This is a genomic window from Methylobacterium mesophilicum SR1.6/6 (genome assembly GCF_000364445.2).
Lineage (GTDB): Bacteria > Pseudomonadota > Alphaproteobacteria > Rhizobiales > Beijerinckiaceae > Methylobacterium > Methylobacterium mesophilicum_A.
The window spans coordinates 1,294,606-1,313,056 of the sequence record NZ_CP043538.1; the positions used below are offsets into that span (position 1 = coordinate 1,294,606).

Genomic DNA, 18,451 nt, shown 5'->3' on the forward strand with positions numbered 1-18,451 from the left:
CTGCGCCGCCATCACGCGGGCGACGAGCAGGTCGAAGCCGGTGCAGGACCGATCCTCACCCCGCGCCTCCTTTGCGGCAGGCCTCGACAAGGCCGGCCGGCGTCATCAGGCGGCGATCTTCGCCGCCGTGTCCGCCCCGCCCATGTCGGCCGCCGGGGCAATCGGGCCGCGGCTCACACGGAACTGTTCGAGCAGGCTCTCGCCGAGGCCGTCGAGCACCGCGTCGGTGGCGGCCTGTTCCTCCGGATCGACCGGTCGCTCCTCCGTCCGGTACCAAGCCAGGATTTGCTCGGGCAGCGCGTCGAGGATGGCGCCGACCGGGTTGGGGACCTCCGGCGTCGTGGCTGGGGCGTCCTCGGCGACCATCACGGCGTCCACCGCACTGGCCGGTGTCGCGAACGTGGTCCTGCGCTGGCTCTCCAGAGCGGTGCGCCACGCTTCGTCTGCCGCCGCGGCGTCGCGGCGGGCCGTCTCGCGCGCCAGGGCCTCCGCCGCGATGGTCCGCGCCACCTCCCGGGCCTCGTCGCGGGCGGCCTCGGCCTCGTAGCGGTTCAGCAGAGCGCGGACGGGGCTCATCTCGGCATCCGGCAATGCATTGCAGGCGCCGATGGCGCATTCGATGATCCGCCGCGACAGGCCTGCGCCGCGCATGGTCGCCCCGCTGCGGGCGACGTCCTGCCACGCCGCGAGGGCCGCCTGCATGGCCGGCAGGAGAGCGGCCGGCAGCCCCGCCCGCGCGTGCAGGTCGGCGAAGCCGCGGGGATCGCGCATGGCCCGCGCGACGCCGGCATGGTCCTGGCCGGACAGGTCGGCCAGCGCGGCCAGAGCGAAGTCGGTCTGGCCCGACAGGACGGCGCGCAGGATCAGGCCGGCATTGAGCTGGCGAGTGACGCGGAGGTGGGTCACCAGCCTTGCGATGCCGGCCGCGCCAGCACCTGCGCAGGCCTCCAGCGCCAGGCGCTCGCCGGTCTCGCGGCTCATCCGCTCGCAGCGTTCGGCGCCGAGCCAGCCGCGGCCCGTGACGAAGCGCGACAGAGCCTGCGCCACCGCGAGCCCGATCGCGTGGTGCACCTCCGGCGGCAGGTCGGCCCGCGCGAGCAGCGCCTCGCGCAACGGCGCCTCCGAGCCGCGGCGCTCGACCATGCGCAGCATCCGGCCGGCAGTGATCTTCGCCGTGGGGTTCCGCGCCAGCACCACCAGGGTCTCGACCTCGCCGACCTCGGCCAGCGCCCCGGAGACCGCGGGCGACAGGTGGTGGCGCGCCGCGATCACGGCGCGGGTCGTCTCGTCGCCCAGTCCGGCGGCATCCACCAGATCCGCGTCGGTGAGAACCGGCGAACGGGCCAGGACCAGTCGCGCGATCTCGGGTGCGTCGCAGGACAGCGCAACGACGAGGGGGCGCGGCGTCCGGGCGGAGGCTGCGCAGGCTTCCGCGAGTGCCCACCGGACCACCGGCGAGGGATCGTCGAGGAGCGCGAGCAGGGCGGTCTTGGCCTCCCAGGCATCCTCCGCGGTGAGGTCGCCGTACAGGTAGGCCCGCGCGAGGGCCGCCGTGGCCTCGGCGCGGCGGCTCGCCGAGGCGTTCTGCGTCCAGGCCAGGAACTCGCGGATGATCATGGACCGCTCCGGGGGGCGAACAGGCTGTTCCTGGCGCCGGTCGTGGCAGGCGCCGCGGCGAAATCCGCCGGGCGGCGAGGCGGCAGCGGCGGGTTGGTGAGCGCGGATCCGGGTGGCGTCGCCGCGGGCTCGGCAACGGAGCCGGTCGCGACGGGATCCGGTGCACCGCCCATCGCGGACTCGGAGGCGGAGCGCGGGAAGTAGGTCGGCGCCGCGTGGGCGGGCGGCGGCGCGGCATTGCGCGCCTGCCAGAGCCGCGCCGCGGCGTCCGGGACCGTTCCGCGCTGGTCCGTCTGGAACAGGCTGCGCAAGTCGCTGGTGCCGCCGAAGGCCGTCGCCGCACTGGCATAGGCCGAGGCTGCCTGCGGGGCCGCCGCGCCGTCCTGGCGCAGCACCGTGAGATCCGTGGCGGCTGCACCCTGGGCGGCTGCCGCGAGGCTGGCGTAGAGCTCTGCGGCGCTCCGGGGCCGGCCCGTGCGGTCGTAGAACAGTCCCCGGTTGGCGGCGGCCGCCTCCGGCAGGTCCAGGGCAGCGGCGCGTTCGGGGAAGGCGCGGGCCGTGGAGATCAGGGCGGCCGCGCCCTTGGCGCCGAGCACGTGCGCCGCGTAGAGGTCGCCCGCCGTCGGCTCGCGGCCCAGCGCGGCACCGAGCGCATCGGCGTTCTGCTGGGTCAGGGCTCCGGCCAGCGTCGCGGAGATCTTGGGATCGCGCCGCAGGTCGAGGATCGCCTGCCGCTGCCCCGCGTCGGGGACCATGTAGGTGCCGTCCGACTGGCGGGTGATGGCGTCGGCCTGGGCCTGCAGGCCGAGCCGCGGCCCGGCATTCTTCATCACGCCGAGCCAGGTCTGCTCGATGAACTGGAACAGCCCGGTGGCCGACGAGGTCCCGGCCTTGGCGGCCGGATCGAGGGCCGATTCCCGCCGGGCGGTGGCCAGCAGGTAATCGAAGCCGACGCCGCTCGCCATCGCCCCGTCGCGGATCGCCTGGACCACCGGTCCGGAGGCCGCCGTCCCGGCGAGGGGCCGCGCCGGGGGCGGGCTCTCGGGGGGGCTTGAGGGCGTGGTGAACAGGAACATCCGGGCGCGCGAAGGGGGCTGACGACAGCCCGAACCTGCGCTCCCTATGGTAAATAAGTCCTCAATCGGTGGCGCGCGGGCCTATCCCCATTCAGGACCCGGTGAACTCGCCGGCTCCCTTGGGGCGGCGCATCTGGAAGCGCGTGTCGGCGGTGGCGTGAAAGTAATCGAAGTAGCCACCGCGCATGATCGGATGCATCGCCGCCGTGTCGACCATGCCGTCCCGGACGAAGCGCTCGTCGACGTAGATCGACACCACCTGCCCGATCACGAGGAAGTTGTCCGGCTCGCCGCCCTCGAGGGGCACCAGCGGTACGGTCTGGAGCCACCGGCATTCGAGGGCCGCCGGGGATGCGGCGACGCGCGGCGGCCGCACCTTGCGCGAGGCGGCGGTCTCCAGATTGGCGAAGGCGAACTCGCTCTGCCCCCGCGACAGCGGCGCGGAGGAGTCGTTCATCCCGTCGCGCAGGTCCCAGGTGGCGAGGCTGCAGACGAACTCCGCACCCTCCTCGGCGAAGGTCATCGCGTCCTTGCGGCCCGAGGACGAGAACGCCACCATGTTGTCGGCCACGGCGTTGAAGAACGAGTAGGGCGCGAGGTTGAGCTTGCCGTCCCGGCTCATGGCGCTGATCCAGCCGATCGGACGCGGCGCCACGATGGCCTTGAGCGGATTGTGAGGGAGCGGGCGCGCCTCGCGCGGCACGTCGAGATCGTAATGCACGGCCGGGACCCCTCTCAGAGGTAGGTGACGATCTCGTCCAGCGCCGGACGCGGCCGGTCTGAGGGGACCTCGCGCGCCCGGCCGATATGGACGAACCCCGCGAGCTTTTCGGCGGGTGCGAGGCCCAGCGCGTCGAGCACCCGCCGGTCGTAGGCGAACCATTCCGTCAGCCAGGAGGTCGCGAAGCCCGCGGCGTTGGCGGCGATGACGAGGTTCATGGTCGCGGCACCCGCGGAGAGCACCTGCTCCCATTCCGGAATCTTCGCGTGCGGCGCCGCCCGCGACACCACCGCGATCGCCAAGGGTGCGTGCGTCAGCCGGCCGCGCTCCTGCGCGAGGCGCTCGGGCGTCGCGTCCGGATTGTCGGCCGCGAAGGTGGCGGCGATGGTCTCGCCCACCCGCGCGCGGGCGTCGCCGGCGATCACGATGAAGCGCCAGGGCGCGAGCTTGCCGTGATCGGGCACGCGGGCAGCCGCCCTGAGGATGACGTCGAGTTGCGCGCGGTCCGGTCCGGGTTCGTCCAGCAGCGGCGGCGGCACCGAGCGGCGGGTCTTCAGGAGATCGAGGGTGGCGGTCATGCGCTCCGTCCCGGTCACGGGTCCGTGCCCGATGTGGCATGCGCCGGGCCCGGGTGGAAGGGCGGCGTGGAGGAGCAGCATGGGCAACGGGCATCGAGGCGGCCTTGCCGTCGCCATGGTCCGGATGCAGAGGCAGAATCCGATGAGCCGGCGCGTCGCGCCGCGGGGACGCTGTGAGAGAGACTGAGCGATGCGCGTGGGGCTTGCCGCGGCCGTGTTGGCCGGTCTCTTGACCGGCGCGGGGCCGGCGCGCGCGCAGCAGGACCTGTTCCAGAACCGCCTCGGCGGCCCCCTGCCCTCCCCGTCGATCACCAGCCCGACCCTTCCGCCCACCATGCCGCCCAGCGAGCCGGAGGCGCAGCTCTCCCTGTCGGCGCTCCTGGCCGGTCCCGGCGTGCCCCTGCGGCAGGGGCTGGCCTGGCGGATCTACGAGGATCGCGGCGACGGCACTCGCCCCTCGATCGTGGCCCGGTCCGGCGAGGCGGAGCCGCATTTCACCCTCGCGCCGGGCACCTACGTGGCGACCGTCACCTATGGCTTTGCCAGCGCCTCGAAGCGGATCGTGATGGGTGGCCAGCCGGCCACCGACACGCTGCGCGTCGCGGCCGGCGCGCTGATGCTGGCGGGCGCCGTCGGCGACCAGAAGATCGCCCCCGCGCAGGTGACGTTCTCGGTCTTCGTCCCCGTGGGCACCAATTCGGAAGGGCGCCTCGTGCGCTCCGGCATCAAGACCGGCGAGATCCTGCGGCTGCCGGAGGGCACCTACCACGTGGTCTCGACCTACGGTGAGTCGAACGCGATCCAGCGCGCGGATCTTCGGGTCGAGAACGGCAAGGTGACGGAAGCGACCCTCAACCACCGCGCCGCCACCGTGACCCTCAAGCTGGTGGCGGCGCCCGGCGCGGAGGCCTTCGCCGGGACCGCCTTCTCGGTCCTGACGCCCGGCGGCGACACGATCCGCGAGGCGATCGGCGCCTTCCCGCAGGTTACACTCGCGGAGGGCGACTACGTGCTGATCGCCCGCCACGACGGGCAGGTCTACACCCGCGAGTTCAAGGTCGAGAGCGGGCTGGACCGGGATATCGAGGTCGTGGCCAAGGCGGGCTGAGCCTCGGGGACGTTCAGGCGAAGCGCCGGGCGAGCGCGACGCAGGCGGCCACCGCGACGGCGGCGCCGATCATCGCGGGCTCAATCCGCTCGCCCAGCACCAGGGCGGCGACGCCGAGGCCGAGGAACGGTTGGAGCAGCTGCAGCTGACCGATTGCCGCGATGCCGCCCCGCGCCAGCGCCCGGTACCAGAACACGAAGCCGATCAGCATGCTGAACAGGGCGACGTAGCCGAGGCCGGCCCAGGCCGGCAGAGGGATCGCGGTGGGCTCGGCCGGCGCCAGAGCGAGGGCGAGCGGCAGACTCACCGGCAGCGACAGGACCGTGGCCCAGGCGATCACCTGCCAGCCCCCGAGCCGCCGCGCCAGCACGCCGCCTTCCGCGTAGCCGAGCCCGCAGACCAGGATCGCCGCGAGCATGAATGCGTCGCCGGGGCCGACTTGGCCTTCGAGGCCACGGGCCGCGAAGGCGACGGTGACCAGCGCACCGCAGAGTGACAGCAGCCAGAACGCCGCCGACGGGCGTTCGCCCGAGCGCAGCGTGCCGAAGATGGCGGTGGCAAGCGGCAAGAGGCCGACGAAGACGGTCCCGTGCGCGGCGCTCACCGTCCGAAGGGCCAGGGCCGTGAGCAGCGGGAAGCCGACGACCACGCCCGCCGCCACGATCGCGAGCGATCGCAGGTCGTTTCCGCGCGGTCGCCTCTGCCGCAGGATGCGCAGGGCCACCGCCCCGGCGAGGCCGGCCAGGGCCGCGCGGGCCGCGCTGAGGAACAGCGCGTCCATGCCGGTCAGCGCGAGGCGTGTGGCGACCAGCGAGGCGCTGAAGATGGAGACGCCGATGAGCCCGTCGATCCAGGCGCCCGGGGCGCCCTGGTCCGCCGGCACCGCCATGCTCGATCCCTCCGCCACCGATGCCTCCCGCCAGGAACCCCGCCTTCATGCGCGGGCAAGCCCGCCTCCGCCAGGGACGTCGGCGGGCCGAGCCGCCGAACTGTCCTGCCGGCCGAGCAGTACGGTGCGCAAACGGAGTCGGGGCGCATCGTGCGCGCAGCGTGTGCGATGGCCCGGCCGGAGCGCCCGCGACGCGCGCGAAGGTTCCATGTTCCGGGCATTAACATTTCCGCTACGAGCCGGAACGATGCGGCGGTGTTCGAGCTTTCAAGCGACTCGTCCTGAGTTAGTGGAGATTCCTATGCGTCGCCTCGTCCTCGCCACCCTCGCCGCCGCAGCCCTGGCCGGGCCGGCCCTCGCCGCCAATGAAGCGCCTCCAACCGTCGCGCCGAAGTTCGAGACCGTCCCGCAGAACGCCGTCCTGAGCTACAACCTCATCGGCCTGAACGTCACCGATGCCCAGAACAACACGGTGGGCGAGATCAAGGATCTCGTTATCGATCACGACAAGCTCGTGGGCTACATCGTCTCGGTCGGCGGCTTCCTCGGGATGGGCGAGCGGTATGTGGCCGTGTCGCCGTCCTCCATCGCGTTGGGCTACGACGCCGACGCCAAGAAGTGGAAGGCCGTCATCGGCGCGAGCAAGGATCAGCTGAAGTCGGCGCCCGAGTTCAAGTACGACGGCAAGTTCAAGCGCTGATCCCAGAGCGCGACAGGCGTCGCGAAGGGAGCGGCCTCGGCCGCTCCCGGCGATCCGGTCAGGCGTTCCGATCCCTGGAACCGCCCGGCGTCCGAGAGCGGCATGAAGCAACCCGCGGTGGCGTTATAACGCTCACGCGCGACCTGTCGGGCAAGCCTCGACCTGCCGCCACCATGGAGGATCCGGACCGCCCGCGCGCTCCGCGCTACACATCCGATCCCAGGGCCTCGCGGGCCATGCGGGCGACGACCGCCTCGCGCTTGGCCTGCTTCAGGACGATACGGGCCGCGGCGCGCGCGTTGGCGGCGCGAAGCTCGGCCTGCGGACCGCCGTCGCGAAGGGTGCGCCACGCCAGCGCGCGGAACCACCTGGCGTTGGCCAGGGCGGCGGCGCGGCGGCTGATCGGCCCACCGACATCGAGCGGCTTTTCTACGGTAACGGACGCCATTGGCTCAATCCTGGACTGCGAACCGCCGCTTGTCCGTTTATGAGACAGCAAATGGCGATGGCATACGAACTGGGCAATAGTTCTGCCAGTAATAACGGTCTGACAGATCGATAAAATCCGGCATCCTCAAAACGCAGGAGATCGGAGTCGGTCCGGACGTCACTGACGGCGATGGCCCGCCCACCGGGAACGCCGCCGCCCGGCCACGATTGTCCGTTACCGGAGTCCGAAGCGGCGCCGTACCGCACCGGCGCATCCCGCGAGAGGGTAGCGTGCCGACGATCTTCGATGCCCATACCTTCGCCCTCACCGCGCATGCGGGCCAGCTCGACAAGGGCGGCGAACCCGGCATGCGACACCTTGAACGCGTCGCCAACGCAGCCCTCGCCCGGGCCGGCCATGCCCGACTCGTCGACGGGTTCGACATCGACCCGATGCAAGTCATGCAGGCTGCCCTGCTCCACGATGTGCTGGAGGACACGCCGCGGACCGTCGGCGATCTGCGCGCCGAGGGTTTCGATCCGGGCGTGATCGGGATCGTCATGCTGCTGACGAAGCCTGCGGCCCGGACAGCCTATTCGGACCGCATCACCGGCCTGATCGAGGCGGGCGACCTCGCGGCGATCCTGGTCAAGATGTCCGACACCGAGGATAATCTCTGTCCCGCCCGGATACCGCCGAACGCCGCGTTCCTGCGGGAGCGCTACGCAACCGCGTTCGCGCGCCTGAAGGACGCTGCCGCGGCCAGGGGCTATACCGGACTGTGAAGCGCGCCGGCGGGGGGGATCGAACCGCAAGCGGCCGGGCTTTTCGCCATTTGCCGCACCGCGCGCTTCCTCGGCCTCAGTAGCGACGGCCTTTCGATCAGAGCCGCTTCGAGCGCGATCCGACCCCACCATTTCCTGCCCGGACGACCGACGCGGCTCAGCCCGCCGTGGGCAGGAACCGACCGCATCCCCTCGGGTTGGCCAGCCATGCAGCATCTCGAGCGCCGCCTCTCCGGCGGCGGCTCGGAGTGCTGACGACTCGACCGGCGGGCGGACACACGGGCACCAGACCGGGAACCTTCGCGGAGGCGCCCGGCGGACCATGCGCCCCGCGGCGCGATCGCGCGACGAGGACCATCGCTTGGCCCAGACAAACCCGCAATCCACGGCCCGGATCGGCGCTCACCCGATCCACGCGATGCTCGTCCCGATCCCGATCGCCTGCTTCGTCGGCACCCTGGGGACCGACATCGCGTACTGGTTCACCGCCAATATGCAATGGGCCAATTTCTCGGCTTGGCTCCTCAGCGTCGGCCTGATCGGCGCCGCCCTGGCGGTGCTCGCGGGATTGATCGACTTCTTCGGCGACCGCGGCATCCGGCGGCTCCGCCCGGCCTGGATCCACGTCGTCGGCAACGTCGTGGCCGTAGGCCTCAGCCTCATCAACCTCTTCGTGCACAGCCGCGACGCCTACACGTCGGTGGTGCCGACCGGGTTGATCCTCTCGGCCGCCGTCGTGCTCATCCTGCTGGTGACCGGCTGGAACGGTGCGGCACTGGTCCACCGCCACGGCGTGGGCGTCCGGAACGGAGAGCGCGCATGACGCTCGGCCGCGCGATCCTGATCACCGGCCTACTGCTGCCGCTCGCAGCCTGCGGGCCGGATCCCATCGATCCGCGGACACAGATCGGGCCGAACCCGCCACTTCCCGAGCCGCACCAGTACCTCCTGCCGCCGATGCACGTCTCCAGCGTCGTCGGCTGGAAGGACGGCGAGGCACCGCAGGTGGCCGCCGGGCTGCAGGTGAAGGCCCTGGCCACGGGTCTCAAGAACCCACGCTCGATCCTGGTCCTGCCGAACGGCGACATCCTGGTGGCAGAGAGCGGCGGCCCGAACCCGCCGGTATACCGGCCCAAGGAGATCATCATGGGCTGGCTTGAACGGAAGTCCCACTCCGCCGAGACGCCGGGTCAGCGCATCATCCTGCTGCGGGATGCTGACGGCGACGGAGTTGCCGAGCAGCGCAACGTCCTCCTCGACAAGCAGAACTCGCCCTTCGGTATGGCGCTCGTCGGCAACGACCTCTACGTCGCCGAGACCGACGGGGTGATGCGCTACCCCTACAAGCCGGGCGAGACCACGATCGCGGAGCCCGGGGTGAAGCTCACCGAGCTGCCGGCGGGGCAGATCAACCATCACTGGACCAAGAGCCTGACGGCGAGCCCGGACGGAACCAAGCTCTACGCGGGCATCGGCTCGAACAGCAACGTCTCCGAGAACGGGCTCGACGCGGAGAAGGACCGCGCGGCGATCTGGGAGATCGACCGAACGACCGGGACGCACCGGCTCTACGCCACCGGCCTGCGCAACCCCAACGGCCTGACCTTCGAGCCGCAGACCAAGACGCTCTGGTGCGTCGTCAACGAGCGCGACGAGCTCGGGCCCGATCTCGTGCCCGACTACATGACCTCGGTGAAGGACGGCGGCTTCTACGGCTGGCCCTACAGCTACTGGGGCAGCCACGTCGATCCGCGGGTGATGCCTCAGCGGCCCGAGCGCGTCGCCTCGGCGATCATGCCGGACTATTCCCTGAGTTCGCATGTCGCGCCGCTCGGGATGACCTTCTACACCGGCACGGCCCTGCCCCAGACCTACCAGGGCGGTGCCTTCGTGGGCGAGCACGGAAGCTGGGACCGCGACCCCCTCAACGGCTACAAGGTGGTCTACATCCCGTTTGCGGAGGGCAAGCCGTCCGGGAAGGCGCAGGATGTCGTCACCGGCTTCGTCACGGAAGACCGGCAGGCCCGCGGTCGACCTGTGGGCCTCGCGGTCGACAGCCACGGCGCCCTGCTCATCGCCGATGATGCGGGCGGGGTCGTCTGGCGGGTGACCGGCGCCGGTACCCAGTCGGCAGCCGAGCCGCCCGCGGCCATCCGCTGACGTGAGATCGCGTTCGGGCAGAAACGGGATGCCGGAGAGATTGTCGTGACACTGTCGTCCCATTCGCCCGCCACGGTGAGCTCCGAGGGCCGTCATGCCCGCGAGCGCGGCGACCCGCTCACCGCGAATCCCTATCCGGAGGGAACGGACGCCCACCGCACCTGGGCGCGCGGCTATGAGATGCCCGATGCGGAAGCCCGGGAGACGTCCGCGGCGGCGACCGACGGCGGTGCGGACCCCGGTGCGTCCTGAACCCCGCCGATCACGGGGCTCCGCGACCGCTCAGAACAGCGAGATCAGCGCCACGCCGCCGATCATCATGACGCCGCCCAGGATCCGCCAGGGACCGGCGCTGTGCTGCGCGAAGCCCAGCCAGCCGTAGTGATCGAGCGCCACGGAGGTCACGATCGCGGCCGTCACGGTGATGCCGGTGAACAAGGCGGCGCCGAGGCGCTCGGCCAGGATGATCATCGCCAGCACGTAGGCGGCTCCCATGGCGCCGCCGAGCCACGCCCACCACGGCACGCCCGTCCAGCGCGCGCCGCTCGGCCAGCCGATCCCAAGGAACGGGACCGCTAGAAGATAGACGAGGATGTTGGTGCCGGCCACGACGAGGGCTGCCAGGATCGGCTGCCCCAGGGCCTTGTTCAGGCTCGCATTCGCCCCGGCCTGGACGGTGTTCAGGACCCCGGCCGCGACAGCCACCAGGGCGATCAGGATCGGCATGCGCGAAGTCCGCCTTCGTCGCTCAGCCCCCGCGTTCAGGAACAGCCGTGCTGACCGAGGGTTCCCCAACGGACCGGCCGGGCCATTCCAGGGCATTCCAGTCCCCACGGCCGGCATGGAGGGAGACACGCCATGACGCTCCGCACGAGGCTCATCACGCTCGCCGCAGCCGGTCTGCTCGCCGCCGCTGCCCCGGCCCTGGCGGCCGAGAACGGATCCGGCGCGACCAGCCGGTCGGGCACGGCCGACAAGACCGGACCGAACGATGCCGGCTCCGGCGCCAGCCCCGGCGCTTCGGGCAGCGGCCCGTCTTCCGGCAACCTGAGCCGCTCCGGCACGACCAACAGCACCGGCGCCAACGATGCTGGCTCGGGCGCGAAGCCCGGCGCCGGAAGCCGCTGACGCGGGGCCGGTTCGGCAACTGGCGAGCGGATGGACCGCCCGGGGATCGGGCCCGGGCGGGAGCGCCCCGGATCCGGCGGAACGCCACTCGCAGGGCCACCGTTCTCGGAACATGTCAGCGGCTCACGGAGGAACCATGCCGGCGAAGAGAACGATCGCGTTGCTCGGACTGCTGATGGTCGGGCTCGCCGCCTGCGATGACAAGCAGGCGCAGACCAACACGCCGACAAAGCCCGATGCCACGAAGTTGGAGCCGCAGACCGACCAGTCGGCGCCGAATAACCAGAAGCGCTGATCCGGCAGCCGGATCAGCGCGGTCCGCGGGCTCCGTCAGGCACGGCGCCGGTCGCCGCATCCTCGTCCGCGATCACCGGCATCACGGCGCCGAAACCGTTGACGGTTTCAGAGAGCCAGTCATCCAGCGTATCGACGGCGGAAAGGGCGCCGTCGAGGACAGCGTTCATCAGTGTGCGCATCATCGACCTCCCGCTCTATCGAAATGGCAGGGCCTCGCCCGGGATCAGACGAAGTGCATGGGAAGCGCGCGCTCCAGGGCCTCGACATAGGTCCCGGCGAACACCGCGACGGTCGCGGCGGCGAGTGCGGCGGCGAGGGTGAGGCGAGCCGTGAGGGTCATCGGAAGTCTCCATCGGATCCGCGACTGTTTTCGCGGTGTGATGTCGATGTAAGCCCAAGCTTTCCGGATCGGCGTGTTGCGGCACACGTCGAGGGCGCCGGCGCACGCCCCGTCGAGGACCCGGGCCGGCCACGCGGCTTCGAAGGCTGGATGCCGGGGCGACAGGCTGCCCGGATCGCCGATCTTCGCCCGCGCATGAGCCCGATACGGAAGCCGTTTCGAGGCCTCGGTCGATGCATCCCAATCGTCATGACACGCGCAGCAAAGTGAGCCAGGGCGAGCCGTCTTCGTGCGTTCAGGAGCGATCGTCGACGCTCGTCGCGGACTGGTCCGCGACACGCGAACGGTTCAGTCGCACCAGGGCGCCACGAGCCTGATCTCGCCGGTGAAATGCGGACCTTCGATCCGGATGCACAACTGATCGCTGTTGGGGTCGGGTCGGCGGACCGTCACCACCTGGGGAACGGGATGGACGCTCTGAAGGGCGGCGACGGCGGTGATCCGCAGGCCCTCCATGGTGCAGGCGGTGCAGGTGCACAGATCGGCCCACAGGATCGCCTCTGCCTCACGGGCGAGGTCGGTGGCTCGGACAGGCGGCATAACCGGTCTCCCCTTGAACATCCCCGATCTTTGGGCAACCAGGGTCAGGTGCGGTTGATCCGCGCCGCAGCAGTTCTGCGTCGCGATTCAGGCCGGCACGTCGCCGGGGCGGCGACCGCGCGGTTGTGTTGCGGCGGTCACGCCGCAATCGATTGTGGCTGTGGTGACGGTGAGCGCGCGAAGATCGGTCGCGGAAGGCGAGGCTTCATGCGGCTGATCGGGCTCGCCGCCCCTGCCGCCGTCAGAGGCGTGCCGCGCGCCCACCGAAACTAGAGACGCCGTTCGCGGTCCTCGACAAGGGCGCGATCACGCCGAACAACGCGGTCTTCGTGCACTATCACCTCGCCGACATCCCGACCGAGATCGACCCGCAGGCCTTTCGCGTCGCGGTGATCGGGCAGGTCGAGCGCCCGCTCTCCCTGTCGCACGCCGACCTCAAGGCGCTGCCGCAGACCGAGATCGTGGCGGTCAATCCGTGCGCGGGCAATTCCCGCGGCTTCTCCGAGCCGCGCATCGCCGGCGGCCAGCTCGCCAACGATGCCATGGGTGACGCTCGCTGGACCAGCTTGCGCCTCGGGGTTCGAGAGTGTTGGCCGCAGCAGAGCCGAGGCCGTAACGACAGCGAGGTCGAGCCGAACCCGCTCCGCCAGATACTGCTGACGAAGGGACCTGCCGGCCGCCGCTCAGCCCGATTCTAAGGCGAGGTTGCGTGAACGGGCGAGGCGGATCGATGCGTCGAAGCAACAGGATCTGGAAAACGGCCGGTTGATCTTCGATGAGCCGCCCTGTCCGGCGGGTTCGGCCTGCCCGTCGACCGTAGACGCCCTACCTGCGGGAGGCGCTCAATCGGGGCCTGTCGAAGGCAGTTAATAAAAACTCTATTTCGTCGTGAAACGCTTTGAGCAGCTCAGCCGTTCTTAGGCGCGGTGCCGCATCGAGCATCGTGCTTCGCGTCGCTCACCGGTGCCGGCGGTCTCACCTCCGCCGCCACCACCCGGTTCACGCGTAGTAGGCGTCTCGACTGCATAACTCCGACATTCCTCGTCGCGTTATCAGATCCGACGCAGTTGAGTAGAAAATACTGAGCGTTGAGGCCGCGCGGTCAGCGTCCCGCGTCTGAGGCCCAACTTTCATCATCCAAACTACGTACGCCTAGCCTGCCTGAGTGCGTGTAAACAGCCAACATATTGTGTTGCGGAGACTGTTATTGCAGGTTATGACCGCTGCGATAAGCAATCGTTAACCGCTCGCCATTGGCCTCATCATAGGAGCTGAGACCGTGCTGACCCGTGTCGAGCCTCCCGCTTCCGCCGGATTTCCCGCGCCGCAGCGTCAGTCCGACATGGCTGACGCGGCCGAGCAGGTGGTTGGCCAAGTGAGCGAGGCGGCGGAGATCGTGGCGGGGGCGGTTCTGCCGGAGACGCCGTTCGTGGCGCGGGGGCTGCGCCTGGACTGGGCGACCAAGCGCAGCCTCGACGTGAGTGTGGCGGCCACGGCTCTGTTCCTGCTGCTGCCGCTCCTTTTGCTGATCGCCCTGATGGTCTGGGCCGGCGACCGCAAGCCGCCGATCTACCGCCACATGCGCCTGGGCCGGGACGGGCGCCGCTTCGGCTGCCTGAAGTTCCGCTCGATGGTCACCAACGGCGAGGCGGTGCTGGCGGCCCATCTGTCTGCCAACCCGCGGGCGCGCACCGAGTGGGCGGAGACCCACAAGCTCACCGACGATCCGCGCGTGACCGCGATCGGCCAGGTGCTGCGCAAGACCTCGCTGGACGAGCTGCCCCAGCTCTGGAACGTGCTGCGCGGCGAGATGAGCCTGGTCGGCCCGCGGCCGATCGTTCCGGCGGAGGTGGCCCGCTACGGCCGGGCGTTCGCCACCTGCTTCGCCGTGCCGCCGGGCGTGACCGGGCTGTGGCAGGTCTCGGGCCGCTCCGACACGACCTACGCCGAGCGCGTCGCGCTGGATCTCGACTACGCCACCCGCTGGAGCCTGCGCCGCGACCTCGTCATCATGCTGCGCACCATCCCGGCCGTCCTCGCCCAACGCGGAAGCCGCTGAGCCCGCGCCGCAGGTCGCCCGGCAATCCCGGGACTTCACGGCTGCATGGAAGATCCAGGCTGATCACGCGGCCGGGCGGGTGTCGCAGGCCGCCGGACCGGTATCACGCACGGGATGTGAAGCGGCGCCGACCCGCGCGAGCGCTCTCCACGATCGGTCGGCTGCGTTCACCTGCGCGGCGACCGGATCGGAGGCCCTCTCTCGACCCCATGGCGTCGCCGCGGGAGCCTCCGGGGTGCCGGGCGTGATTGCACCGCACGACCGATGCGGAGGCCGCGCCTTCAGGATCCAGCAGGGTTCCGGGGGCGCTCAGTACAACGCATCGCAGCGATCCGTGAACAGCCTTGTCCCATTGCGTGACAACGGGTCTGGTAAATGATTTGCTAAGCTCGATCGCCGGGCACGATCTCGGCGGTGAAGAGGGTCTTACCGTGGACGAGGACGATTATCACGGGCGTTTCGACCCACTCTGGTACGACCGGGCCGAGCCCGATCTGCCGCCCGGGCTACTGCTGAACGTGGCAGCCTATCTCTTCCTGATCCTGATGGCTGCGGTGGTCGTGGCCGCGCATGTGTATTGGATGCCGGACAGGGTGTGGTGCTGGGTCTCCCGGCGCATCCAGCGCGGCGGTGCCGTCGGTGGCAATCGGTTCTGAGCGGCGGGCCGCTCCGGCGCTGACGGATGCCTGAGGCTCGGAGAAGCTTCGATCCTCCGGTAACGGCTCCTCCGCGTTTATCGCGGGGTGCGATAGCTCATCATCCTCCTCGCGCATGATCGGCGCCGTGCGGCACAGCGTCCAGAACACGAGGAGCCCGACGACGTAGAAGGCGGTGATCACGGCAGCCCAGAACATGATCCTCCCGTCTTGAAACGATGGACGCGATCGTGCGCGCGTCGAAGCTGAGCATTATCGCGAAAAGCTTGCTCACGGGTCTCAGGGGTTCATGTAGTGTCAGACGGCCGGCTCGTTAGTGGAGATCGAACGCTTAATTTTTAGGCAGGGCTCCGTGTCTTTAATCTTGGCCGGCGTCACAGTTCACAGCCGCGTTCGATCGGATCGGCTTTCAAGCCAAGCAGTATTCTTCGCCGCGATCATCAATCGTGTCGCAAATGCTGATAAGAGAGTCGCGTCCCGCGATCCGGCAGCGTCTGATGCGGAGTGCTCTGGTCCGCTCGATGGCGCCGCCACGGCGGTTGTTCGCAGGCGGAGACAGCACGGCGCTGTGGTGCAGCGCTTCAAGTCTGGCATTAATTGAGAAGAATCACAGATCGTGGTGTATTGGCAAGTATAGCAGCTCAGGATTTCGAATTCAGACGTTCAACGACTGGTGGGACGCGCCGGAGCGCGAGAAGGGGGCGACACGGCGTGTGCGTCGCCGTTCGACCGATCGCACGGAGCCTTGGTGCCGGGTCGCGGCACGCGCACCTCGACCAACTGACCGGTCAGGGGATTCAGGATCAGCATGGTCGTGCGCCTCCGGTAAATGTGCTGGAAGAACGCTGACGGGTGCCGGCAGGATCACGCGATCCCGTGCAATTGCGCACAGTTGGTGAATGGTTCGTTTACCCTGCGAGCGACCCGGCGTCGGATAGGGACACAGGCCCGTTCCGGCGCGCGACATTCCGGTGGCCCGGATCAAGGATCGACCCGAGGACGTTCCCCACGGATCTACGGCTCACGAAAGGAGAATGGCCATGGGTCTGACCGCGTTCGTCGTCTTCGTCGTTCCCTGGGCGCTGCTGGCCTTCTGGCTGACGCGGTCGCCGACTGCCCTTCGTCTGGGCACCCCCGCGGCGGCGTGGCGGCCCATCCCGACCCAGCGCGATCTGGCGGCCGCACAGCGACGCGCCACGAATCCGCACCTATCGCGATCCAGAGCCGAGGCTGACTCGCCCGGCGGCTCCAGACATGGCGCGACCGATCTGCCGGCAGGCGGCGCATTGCAGTCCAGCGTCGAGCCGACCGAGCCTGACGCCTGAGTTTCGCGATGCGACCCGGTGCCAGCCCGGTGCCGGCCGGCCCCATTCCAGCGCGCGGTCGCGGACGGGCTGAGCGGCATGCGGCGGGGCGCCGGGTTCATGGCGTTCGCCAATTCAAAGCGGGACAAGCGGCAGGACCGCGCCTGCAGGTCGGCTCAACACGACATCATCGGACGTTCCAGCCGATGGACCATTCATACCAAGTCGGTCGTTTTCTACTAGTGTTGCCACTGTATTGGCTGGCTTCGGATAACTTTTCCGAGAGCTTCACGAGACATGGCGGCCGATATGTTTGCCCCACGATGCAGGAGCTATCGCGACGGTTCGTCTGCACCATCTATCTTGGCCGTAGCGAGGTGAAGCCTATGCCCGTACGCTGCCAAGTCATTTGCGACGATGACGCGATACCGTCGGAGCACGATTTTCCGACGATGCCGCGAGCGGGCGACGTCTTCGTCTTTCCAGGCCAGTACTCTGTCTACGAGATAGCCGAAGTCCGCCACGAACTGGACGCCTCCGACGGCGCGGTCGGCTCCGGCTCGGCAATCGCCGTGGTCTTCCGGAGGGAGCCCGAACGGCAGAAGCTCGCGACGCTATAAGCTTGAGAGAGCGATTGGCCGCGGGACGGAGCCGAAGGTCCCTTCGTCAGGCGAGGCTTGGCTCCGGACCGTGGCCCTTCGCTCGCACGGCAACGGCGGCACTGAGCGCGCCGACCAACGGCGCGGTCCGTGTCGTGTCCCGGCGATTTGGCGCTGCCGAGATGCCGTCGACCCCGTCCTCCGCGATGCCCGCGACGGTGGGGCACGCGCATGATCGCGCCGGATAGCTCCAGTGCGTCCCAACGATCGTTTCCCGCCTCGCCGGCCCGACCACCAGAACCCGCGGCCGCCCCTTCAGCGCCGGATCACACGACCTGTCCGGCAAGCGGATAGCAGTAGACGTCGATCTCGCCCTTCCCCCTCAGCGCAACCTGACCGATGGGCTTGACCGACCTCGGTTCCGCCAGCCGCGCGAATGCCTCGCGCGACAGGTGAAGCGTGCACCCGTCGCCAAGGCCCGAGAGACGGGCGGCGACGTTGACCGTGTCCCCCCAGAGATCGAAGGTGTACTTGGTTCGGCCGACAATGCCGCCGACCACCGAGCCGATGTGGATCCCCGCGCGGATCCGCCAGCCCGGTGCACCGGCAGCCGCAACGCCCACCATGTCGCTGGCGCAGCGGATCGCCGCCTCGACGGGATCCGCGTGCGGTCGCAGCAGGTTGGCGGTGGCCATGAAGGCATCGCCGATCGTCTTGATGTTCTCCAGCCCGTGCGCCTGTGCGGCGATTTCGAACGCCTCCGCCAAGCGATGGATCTCGGCGACGACCGTGTCCGGTGTCTGGCGGTGGCACCAGGCCGTGAAGCCGACGAGATCGATGAACAGGACCGCCACGTCGTCGAACAGGCGCGGCTTGACCTGTCCCGTCTCCATCAACTCCGCTACCGCGGAGACTGGCAGGATGGCGTGAAGCAATTCGTCGGCACGGCTGCGCTCGCGCTCGATGGTGCGCAGATGCGCCATCTCCCGATCGTGGAAGCGCTTGCGCTCCAGGCAGGAGCGGATACGCGCCTCGAGGAGCACCGGCTCGAACGGCTTGGGCAGGTAATCCTCGGCCCCGAGTTCGATGCAACGGACGATGCTGCCGATTTCCACCAGAGCGGAGATCATCACCACCGGGGTATGGCGCCACGCGTCATGGGCCTTCATCCGTTCGAGCACGGCGTAGCCGTCCAGGGCCGGCATCATCACGTCGAGCAGGACCAGATCGAACGGGGTCTCGTTCAGCCGGTCCAGCGCGGCAAGGCCGTTGGCGGCGCGGATGCTCGTGTGACCGAGCAGCTCCAGCTCCTGCTCCAAGAGATCCAGGTTGAACGGCTCGTCGTCGACGATGAGGATGCGCGCTGGCTCCACGTGTGTTCCTCTCTCCGGCCGGATCCGAGCC

The 18,451-nt window shown here is 69.7% G+C and carries 21 protein-coding genes and 1 pseudogene; 12 read left to right on the forward strand and 10 right to left on the reverse strand.

Going from position 1 to position 18,451, the window contains the following annotated elements; translation table 11 throughout:
• Positions 1 to 105 precede the first annotated feature (105 nt).
• From MMSR116_RS06030 to MMSR116_RS06045, 4 genes are all read right to left on the reverse strand, one after another.
• A complete protein-coding gene (locus MMSR116_RS06030; RefSeq protein WP_010683254.1) occupies positions 106 to 1,617 on the reverse strand; it encodes a DUF2336 domain-containing protein in 1,512 nt (503 codons plus the stop codon).
• On the reverse strand, positions 1,614 to 2,693 hold the full coding sequence (locus MMSR116_RS06035) for a lytic transglycosylase domain-containing protein (RefSeq protein ID WP_158168538.1): 1,080 nt from the start codon (positions 2,691 to 2,693) through the stop codon (positions 1,614 to 1,616). The genes MMSR116_RS06030 and MMSR116_RS06035 overlap by 4 nt, the downstream gene beginning before the upstream one ends.
• A 91-nt stretch (positions 2,694 to 2,784) precedes the next feature.
• On the reverse strand, positions 2,785 to 3,414 hold the full coding sequence (locus MMSR116_RS06040) for a flavin reductase family protein (RefSeq protein WP_010683256.1): 630 nt from the start codon (positions 3,412 to 3,414) through the stop codon (positions 2,785 to 2,787).
• A 14-nt stretch (positions 3,415 to 3,428) separates the two neighbouring features.
• Entirely contained in the window at positions 3,429 to 3,992 is a 564-nt protein-coding gene (locus MMSR116_RS06045) for a nitroreductase family protein (protein WP_010683257.1), read from the reverse strand.
• Positions 3,993 to 4,182: 190 nt separating this feature from the next.
• Between MMSR116_RS06045 and MMSR116_RS06050 the strand changes: the two genes are divergently transcribed.
• Positions 4,183 to 5,100 (forward strand): hypothetical protein, encoded by a 918-nt coding sequence (locus MMSR116_RS06050; protein WP_010683258.1) that lies wholly within the window; start codon positions 4,183 to 4,185, stop codon positions 5,098 to 5,100.
• Positions 5,101 to 5,113: 13 nt separating this feature from the next.
• Here MMSR116_RS06050 and MMSR116_RS06055 read toward each other — a convergent pair whose 3' ends face one another.
• On the reverse strand, positions 5,114 to 5,989 hold the full coding sequence (locus MMSR116_RS06055) for a DMT family transporter (protein ID WP_010683259.1): 876 nt from the start codon (positions 5,987 to 5,989) through the stop codon (positions 5,114 to 5,116).
• Positions 5,990 to 6,290: 301 nt separating this feature from the next.
• Between MMSR116_RS06055 and MMSR116_RS06060 the strand changes: the two genes are divergently transcribed.
• On the forward strand, positions 6,291 to 6,689 hold the full coding sequence (locus MMSR116_RS06060) for a PRC-barrel domain-containing protein (protein WP_010683260.1): 399 nt from the start codon (positions 6,291 to 6,293) through the stop codon (positions 6,687 to 6,689).
• A 205-nt stretch (positions 6,690 to 6,894) separates the two neighbouring features.
• On the opposite strand, the gene MMSR116_RS06065 is transcribed toward MMSR116_RS06060, so the two are convergent.
• A complete protein-coding gene (locus MMSR116_RS06065) occupies positions 6,895 to 7,137 on the reverse strand; it encodes a hypothetical protein (RefSeq protein ID WP_039892803.1) in 243 nt (80 codons plus the stop codon).
• A gap of 272 nt (positions 7,138 to 7,409) precedes the next feature.
• Between MMSR116_RS06065 and MMSR116_RS06070 the strand changes: the two genes are divergently transcribed.
• The 4 genes from MMSR116_RS06070 to MMSR116_RS06085 all read left to right on the forward strand — a co-directional run bounded on the left by MMSR116_RS06070 (position 7,410) and on the right by MMSR116_RS06085 (position 10,316).
• Complete coding sequence (locus tag MMSR116_RS06070; RefSeq protein ID WP_010683262.1) at positions 7,410 to 7,904, forward strand: HD domain-containing protein; 495 nt, start codon at positions 7,410 to 7,412, stop codon at positions 7,902 to 7,904.
• Positions 7,905 to 8,226: 322 nt separating this feature from the next.
• Complete coding sequence (locus MMSR116_RS06075) at positions 8,227 to 8,727, forward strand: DUF2231 domain-containing protein (RefSeq protein ID WP_051072149.1); 501 nt, start codon at positions 8,227 to 8,229, stop codon at positions 8,725 to 8,727.
• Entirely contained in the window at positions 8,724 to 10,064 is a 1,341-nt protein-coding gene (locus MMSR116_RS06080) for a PQQ-dependent sugar dehydrogenase (RefSeq protein ID WP_010683264.1), read from the forward strand. Before MMSR116_RS06075 ends, MMSR116_RS06080 begins: the two co-directional genes overlap by 4 nt.
• Before the next feature lie 45 nt (positions 10,065 to 10,109).
• Positions 10,110 to 10,316: a ribosome modulation factor gene (locus MMSR116_RS06085; protein ID WP_010683265.1), complete on the forward strand. Its 207-nt coding sequence runs from the start codon at positions 10,110 to 10,112 to the stop codon at positions 10,314 to 10,316.
• A gap of 30 nt (positions 10,317 to 10,346) precedes the next feature.
• Here MMSR116_RS06085 and MMSR116_RS06090 read toward each other — a convergent pair whose 3' ends face one another.
• Positions 10,347 to 10,790 (reverse strand): DMT family transporter, encoded by a 444-nt coding sequence (locus MMSR116_RS06090; protein WP_010683266.1) that lies wholly within the window; start codon positions 10,788 to 10,790, stop codon positions 10,347 to 10,349.
• A 132-nt stretch (positions 10,791 to 10,922) separates the two neighbouring features.
• On the opposite strand from MMSR116_RS06090, the gene MMSR116_RS06095 reads away from it, so the two are divergent.
• Entirely contained in the window at positions 10,923 to 11,192 is a 270-nt protein-coding gene (locus MMSR116_RS06095) for a hypothetical protein (RefSeq protein WP_010683267.1), read from the forward strand.
• Positions 11,193 to 11,328: 136 nt separating this feature from the next.
• The gene (locus MMSR116_RS31305) at positions 11,329 to 11,487 is read left to right on the forward strand and encodes a hypothetical protein (RefSeq protein WP_191991876.1); all 159 of its coding nucleotides are present in this window, start codon (positions 11,329 to 11,331) and stop codon (positions 11,485 to 11,487) included.
• A gap of 13 nt (positions 11,488 to 11,500) precedes the next feature.
• Here the strand turns inward: MMSR116_RS31305 and MMSR116_RS06100 are convergent, their stop codons facing one another.
• Together MMSR116_RS06100 and MMSR116_RS06110 are read right to left on the reverse strand one after the other, a co-directional pair.
• Positions 11,501 to 11,668, reverse strand: coding sequence for a hypothetical protein (locus MMSR116_RS06100; RefSeq protein ID WP_010683268.1), 168 nt, complete (start codon positions 11,666 to 11,668; stop codon positions 11,501 to 11,503).
• 509 nt (positions 11,669 to 12,177) lie between these two features.
• The gene (locus MMSR116_RS06110) at positions 12,178 to 12,429 is read right to left on the reverse strand and encodes a hypothetical protein (RefSeq protein ID WP_010683270.1); all 252 of its coding nucleotides are present in this window, start codon (positions 12,427 to 12,429) and stop codon (positions 12,178 to 12,180) included.
• 254 nt (positions 12,430 to 12,683) lie between these two features.
• Here MMSR116_RS06110 and MMSR116_RS06115 point away from each other — a divergent pair.
• The 4 genes and pseudogenes from MMSR116_RS06115 to MMSR116_RS06130 all read left to right on the forward strand — a co-directional run.
• Positions 12,684 to 13,004: pseudogene (locus tag MMSR116_RS06115) on the forward strand (molybdopterin-dependent oxidoreductase); the annotation flags it as partial.
• 704 nt (positions 13,005 to 13,708) lie between these two features.
• The gene (locus tag MMSR116_RS06120) at positions 13,709 to 14,488 is read left to right on the forward strand and encodes a sugar transferase (protein ID WP_010683272.1); all 780 of its coding nucleotides are present in this window, start codon (positions 13,709 to 13,711) and stop codon (positions 14,486 to 14,488) included.
• Between the two features lie 431 nt (positions 14,489 to 14,919).
• A complete protein-coding gene (locus MMSR116_RS06125) occupies positions 14,920 to 15,144 on the forward strand; it encodes a hypothetical protein (RefSeq protein ID WP_039892805.1) in 225 nt (74 codons plus the stop codon).
• A gap of 1,040 nt (positions 15,145 to 16,184) precedes the next feature.
• Positions 16,185 to 16,469: a hypothetical protein gene (locus tag MMSR116_RS06130; protein WP_010683276.1), complete on the forward strand. Its 285-nt coding sequence runs from the start codon at positions 16,185 to 16,187 to the stop codon at positions 16,467 to 16,469.
• Between the two features lie 904 nt (positions 16,470 to 17,373).
• Here the strand turns inward: MMSR116_RS06130 and MMSR116_RS06135 are convergent.
• The gene (locus MMSR116_RS06135) at positions 17,374 to 18,420 is read right to left on the reverse strand and encodes an adenylate/guanylate cyclase domain-containing protein (protein ID WP_010683278.1); all 1,047 of its coding nucleotides are present in this window, start codon (positions 18,418 to 18,420) and stop codon (positions 17,374 to 17,376) included.
• Between the last annotated feature and the right edge of the window lie 31 nt (positions 18,421 to 18,451).

Bases quoted from the DNA above. Each gene is read 5' to 3' on its own strand.
- MMSR116_RS06030 (WP_010683254.1), bottom strand. From the start codon at position 1,617: ATGATCATCCGCGAGTTCCTGGCCTGGACGCAGAACGCCTCGGCGAGC.
- MMSR116_RS06035 (WP_158168538.1), bottom strand. From the start codon at position 2,693: ATGTTCCTGTTCACCACGCCCTCAAGCCCCCCCGAGAGCCCGCCCCCG.
- MMSR116_RS06045 (WP_010683257.1), bottom strand. From the start codon at position 3,992: ATGACCGCCACCCTCGATCTCCTGAAGACCCGCCGCTCGGTGCCGCCG.
- MMSR116_RS06050 (WP_010683258.1), top strand. From the start codon at position 4,183: ATGCGCGTGGGGCTTGCCGCGGCCGTGTTGGCCGGTCTCTTGACCGGC.
- MMSR116_RS06055 (WP_010683259.1), bottom strand. From the start codon at position 5,989: ATGGCGGTGCCGGCGGACCAGGGCGCCCCGGGCGCCTGGATCGACGGG.
- MMSR116_RS06060 (WP_010683260.1), top strand. From the start codon at position 6,291: ATGCGTCGCCTCGTCCTCGCCACCCTCGCCGCCGCAGCCCTGGCCGGG.
- MMSR116_RS06065 (WP_039892803.1), bottom strand. From the start codon at position 7,137: ATGGCGTCCGTTACCGTAGAAAAGCCGCTCGATGTCGGTGGGCCGATC.
- MMSR116_RS06075 (WP_051072149.1), top strand. From the start codon at position 8,227: ATGCGCCCCGCGGCGCGATCGCGCGACGAGGACCATCGCTTGGCCCAG.
- MMSR116_RS06080 (WP_010683264.1), top strand. From the start codon at position 8,724: ATGACGCTCGGCCGCGCGATCCTGATCACCGGCCTACTGCTGCCGCTC.
- MMSR116_RS06090 (WP_010683266.1), bottom strand. From the start codon at position 10,790: ATGCCGATCCTGATCGCCCTGGTGGCTGTCGCGGCCGGGGTCCTGAAC.
- MMSR116_RS06095 (WP_010683267.1), top strand. From the start codon at position 10,923: ATGACGCTCCGCACGAGGCTCATCACGCTCGCCGCAGCCGGTCTGCTC.
- MMSR116_RS31305 (WP_191991876.1), top strand. From the start codon at position 11,329: ATGCCGGCGAAGAGAACGATCGCGTTGCTCGGACTGCTGATGGTCGGG.
- MMSR116_RS06100 (WP_010683268.1), bottom strand. From the start codon at position 11,668: ATGCGCACACTGATGAACGCTGTCCTCGACGGCGCCCTTTCCGCCGTC.
- MMSR116_RS06110 (WP_010683270.1), bottom strand. From the start codon at position 12,429: ATGCCGCCTGTCCGAGCCACCGACCTCGCCCGTGAGGCAGAGGCGATC.
- MMSR116_RS06130 (WP_010683276.1), top strand. From the start codon at position 16,185: ATGGGTCTGACCGCGTTCGTCGTCTTCGTCGTTCCCTGGGCGCTGCTG.